General features: G+C 66.3%; 6 protein-coding genes. All 6 read left to right on the top strand.

Going from position 1 to position 4,184, the window contains the following annotated elements; all coding sequences use genetic code 11:
• Window positions 1-258, top strand: a 258-nt coding sequence (gene fliD, locus JHC36_RS03615; RefSeq protein WP_287915975.1) for a flagellar filament capping protein FliD, incomplete at its 5' end; no start/stop codon positions are given.
• 36 nt (window positions 259-294) lie between these two features.
• Complete coding sequence (fliS, locus tag JHC36_RS03610) at window positions 295-681, top strand: flagellar export chaperone FliS (protein ID WP_124221301.1); 387 nt, start codon at window positions 295-297, stop codon at window positions 679-681.
• 79 nt (window positions 682-760) lie between these two features.
• On the top strand, window positions 761-1,354 hold the full coding sequence (locus tag JHC36_RS03605) for a PilZ domain-containing protein (protein WP_287915972.1): 594 nt from the start codon (window positions 761-763) through the stop codon (window positions 1,352-1,354).
• 18 nt (window positions 1,355-1,372) lie between these two features.
• On the top strand, window positions 1,373-2,242 hold the full coding sequence (gene motD, locus JHC36_RS03600; RefSeq protein ID WP_287915969.1) for a flagellar motor protein MotD: 870 nt from the start codon (window positions 1,373-1,375) through the stop codon (window positions 2,240-2,242).
• Between the two features lie 4 nt (window positions 2,243-2,246).
• Window positions 2,247-3,008, top strand: coding sequence for an SPOR domain-containing protein (locus tag JHC36_RS03595; RefSeq protein WP_287915968.1), 762 nt, complete (start codon window positions 2,247-2,249; stop codon window positions 3,006-3,008).
• A gap of 3 nt (window positions 3,009-3,011) precedes the next feature.
• Window positions 3,012-4,130: a sigma-54 interaction domain-containing protein gene (locus JHC36_RS03590; RefSeq protein WP_287915966.1), complete on the top strand. Its 1,119-nt coding sequence runs from the start codon at window positions 3,012-3,014 to the stop codon at window positions 4,128-4,130.
• Window positions 4,131-4,184: the final 54 nt, after the last annotated feature.

The following is a 4,184-nucleotide window of genomic DNA, read 5'->3' as shown; positions in this document are numbered from 1 at the left end:
CTCAACTCGGTGCTGGTGGCCGCGCTCAACAGCCGCAATGGTTTCGTGGCCGCGGCGACGCAGGGCATCAATGCCTCGATTGCGAGCATCGACAAACAGATTGCGCAGTTGCAGCAAAGCGTCGAGGCACAAACCGCGCTGCTGCAACAACAGTTCGACGCCATGCAAAGCATGATGACCCAGTTCAAGGGCATCGGTCAGTACTTGACGGCGTATTTCGATTCGGTGAGTTCGTCGAAGTCCAGCAGCAATGGTTGATGGACGCGGCATCTATTTTTTGAGCAGGAGGTAGCGATGAGTGCAGGTTTGGCGGTTGCCGCGTATCGGCAGGTGGACAAGACGGGTGTCCCCGAGGAAAAGCTGCTCGTGCTCGGGCTCGACGGCATCCTGGAATATTTGCGCCGTGCGCGCCTGGCCCTCGTCGAGGGTGCGGTGGAGCGCAAGCTTCAATCCCTCAACCGTGCGTATCAACTGGTCGAGCATCTGTTGGCCGCTTTGCCTGAAGGCAACGGCCCCGACGGCGAGGGCGCGCTGAACCGGCGACTGGCGGGCATCTACCGCTACCTGCTCGAGCGGCTGGCGCACGCGAACATCTTTGACGACCTCGAGGCCGTCGATGATTGTTCCGCCGTGGTCACGGCTTTGCGCGACTCGTGGATCGAGAGCCTGCGCCAGCATTGACCGTTCACGCGCCGAGCCGGGCTCGGGTGCGGTCGGCGTCGGTATACTGGCCCGGATTCACCAACGACTGCCTTGATCCGTGAGCTCCGGGCCCGATCCATCCCAGCCTCTGGAACCGTCCGCCGCGGATCGCGAGCGGGGTGCCGATGGCGTCTCGCTGCAGGCGCATCTGCCGCTGGCCTGGCGCGTGTCGGGCTGCCCGGAAGGCCAGGCCCCGGAGCTGATGGCCGAGAATCAAACCGTGCTGCGCGCCTTGCTGGCTCTCGACGATGCCGACGAATCGGCGGGTGCCGAGCCGCGCGACCGCCGCGGCGCCCCGGAAATCGAGCGCCGGCTGGACTTGTTGCTGCTGATGGTCAGCTCGGCCATCCGGCAGCTCGTTCCGATGCCGCCGCCACGGCTTTGTACCTTGACCGCGCAGGGCTTGGCGTGGCAGAGCGCCGAGCCGATCGGCATCGGCGCGTGGGGCGAGCTGCATCTCTACCTGCGCCCGCGCTTGCCTGTGGCCCTGGTGCTGCCCGCCCAGGTCGAACAGGCGCAGGCGCAGAGTGAGGGTGCCTGGCGTGTCCGTGCGCGTTTCTCGGGCCTACCCGACTCGCTCGCTGCGTTGCTCGAGCAATTCGTGTTTCGCCATCATCGACGCCGGGTTGCGCGCCAGCGCGCGGCGGGCTGAGCTTTCCCGGGGGATCACGTGCGTCAACGACCCGAAGAAACGCCCGAGAACCACGAGCGGTGGTTGGTTTCCTATGCCGACTTCATCACGCTGCTGTTTGCCTTTTTCGTGGTGATGTATTCGATTTCTTCGGTCAACGACGGCAAATACCGCATCCTCTCGCAGACCTTGGTCTCCGCCTTTACCGGTCAGCCCGAGGCTGCACAACCCATCCAGATCGGCACCCCCTTGCTCGATTCGTCGCGCTTGATCGACTTGCCGCCCATGCCCAAGCCGACCCCGATCACGCCGCAGGCGGCGCGGGCAGCGGCGTCGGCGATGCACAGCGAGGCGCGCCAGCAGGAGCTCGCTGCAGTGGCACAGGCTCTGACCGAGCGGCTCCGGCCCCAGATCGACCGAGGTGAAGTTCAGGTCAGCGTGACGCCGCTGGGCGTCTCCATCGACATCCGGGACACCTTGCTGTTCCCGTCGGGTCAGGCGTCGCTGGAGCCGCAGGCGATGAACCTCCTGAAAGACATTGCCGAGATGCTGACGACCTGGCCCTACCAGGTTCAGGTGAACGGCTACACCGACAACGTACCGATCCGCAACGGAATGTTTGCCTCGAACTGGGAACTGTCGGCCATGCGGGCGGTCTCGGTCGTTCAAACCTTGATACGGTATCGGGTGCCGCCCGAGCGGCTGGTGGCCGCTGGCTACGGCGAATACCACCCGGTGGCCTCGAACGACACGCCCGAAGGGCGGGCGGCGAATCGGCGCGTGAGCATCGTGCTGCTCTCCCCCGACCACCCGGCGGGAACCCCAGCCCTCGCACGGGGCGGGGCGGATCTCAAGCGCAATGTCCGGGGCTCGCCCTCCATCGCAGGCCAGCCCCCATCGAAAGTCTGAAGGGATGAGCGCTGCGCCTCTGACGCCCGAAGAATTCCGCAAGCTACGGGTCGGCCTCGGGCTGGCTCTGATCGGTGGCCTGCTGTGCCTCGCCTGGGCGCTGGCGGTCGTCGCCGATGCCGCATGGACGGCCAAGCCCCCTGCGGGCGAGGCGGCGGTGCAGCCGCGCTCGCCCGCGGCGGTGGTCACTGCATCGGCGGCAGCTGCGTCTGGGGGTGCGTCCCCGTCCGTGGCAGCACCCGGACCGGACCTTGCGCCGCCGTCGGCTGCGGCCTCAGCCGCGTCGGCCGCGGAGGTACCCACCGCGGAAGCACCAGCCCGGGGAGCCTCGGCAGCCTTGGCTGTCGGGGGCGGCGCTCTCATACCCGAAAAACCGGAAGCCAGCGTGCCGGTTGCGGATGCGGCACCGATCGAGGTCGTCCAGCCTTCCGGAACCGGCGCGGACCGCGCCGCGCCCGGGCGCGATGCAGAAGCCAAGCCGAGGGAGGGCCGCTCGACCGTCCAGGGCAGCATTCCCCACTGCCGTCGTTCCGGCTGGTATGTTCAGGCAGGGGCGTTCGAGCAGGAGGAGAGTCTGCGCAAACGCCGTGAGCGGGTTCGGGCCATGGGCTATCCGAGCTGTCGGGTAAGCTTGTACCGGCGGCCGGTGGAGGTTCTTTTCGTCGGCCCTTTCGAAAACCGGGCCAGCGCACAAAAAGCAAAACTGCGGCTCGTCGAGCGGCTCTCGGATGAGAGCTTGGTGGTGCGGCACCGCGGGGGTCACTAACGCATGGAGCAAGAGCTGCTGACGGTCGATTCGGGGCATGGTGGGTTGGAGCAGACCCTCGTCGGCAGCAGTGCGCCCATGCGGGCCTTGCGTGCGCTGATCGAGCGGGTGGCCAAGACCGACAGCACCGTGTTGATCCTCGGTGAGTCCGGGACGGGCAAAGAACTGGTCGCGCGCTCCTTGCACCAATGTTCGCCGCGCTCGGGGCGCCCGTTTGTGGCCGTCAACTGTGGCGCGATTCCGGCCGAGCTCATGGAGAGTGAGCTGTTCGGGCATGAGCGCGGCGCGTTCACCGGAGCGCAGGGCTTGCGCAAGGGCCGGTTCGAGCTTGCCGGGAAAGGCACGCTGTTTCTCGACGAAATCGCCGAGATGAGCCCTGCGCTGCAGGTCAAGATCCTGCGGGTGTTGCAGGAGCGCAGTTTCGAGCGCGTCGGCGGGACGGAGACTTTGCCTGCCCAGGCTCGGATCGTGGCCGCCACCCACCGAAACCTGGAACAGGAGATCCAACTCGGCCGCTTTCGCGAGGACCTGTTCTACCGGCTGCACGTCGTTCCCATCGAATTGCCCCCTTTACGGGACCGCGGCGAAGACATCTTGCTTTTGGCCGACGCGGCCTTGCGGCGGCTCGATCGCGAGGGGCTCGGTTTCGTTCGACTCGGTGAGGGCGTAGCCCAGGCTTTGCTGGCCTATTCTTGGCCCGGAAATGTGAGCGAATTGCTCAATTTGATGGAGCGCCTCGTGATCCTCCACGCGGGATCCACCGTGACTTTGGATGACCTTCCGCCCAAGATGCGTGTCGGCGTGGGCGCCACGGCTCCTCTGAACCTGGCTTTCCGCGAGGCGGGTGACGAGGATCCGCCGGTCCTGTCGGCCCCTTCGGAGGACGGCGGCGACGTTCGAGAGCTGCTGCGCTCGGTGGTGGAGCTGCCCGACCCCGTCCTACCTGAGAGCGGCGTGGATCTCAAGAGCTACCTCGAGCGCATCGAACGCTCCTTGATCGAACAGGCGCTGGCGCAAAGCGACGGCGTCATTGCCCGTGCAGCGGATCGCTTGAGCCTGCGCCGAACCACCCTGGTCGAAAAGATCCGCAAATACGGATTGAAGTCCCGTGACGCGGGATGAGGCGTCCGCTGGGGACCGTCCTGAAACGTTCCGCCGACCTTTGCGTCGAGTTGG

Origin of the sequence: Tibeticola sp. (genome assembly GCF_022759015.1) — a bacterium.
GTDB classification, from domain to species: domain Bacteria; phylum Pseudomonadota; class Gammaproteobacteria; order Burkholderiales; family Burkholderiaceae_C; genus Tibeticola; species Tibeticola sediminis.
The sequence above is the reverse complement of the archived record's forward strand: the minus strand, read 5'-3'. Positions and strand labels throughout refer to the sequence as shown.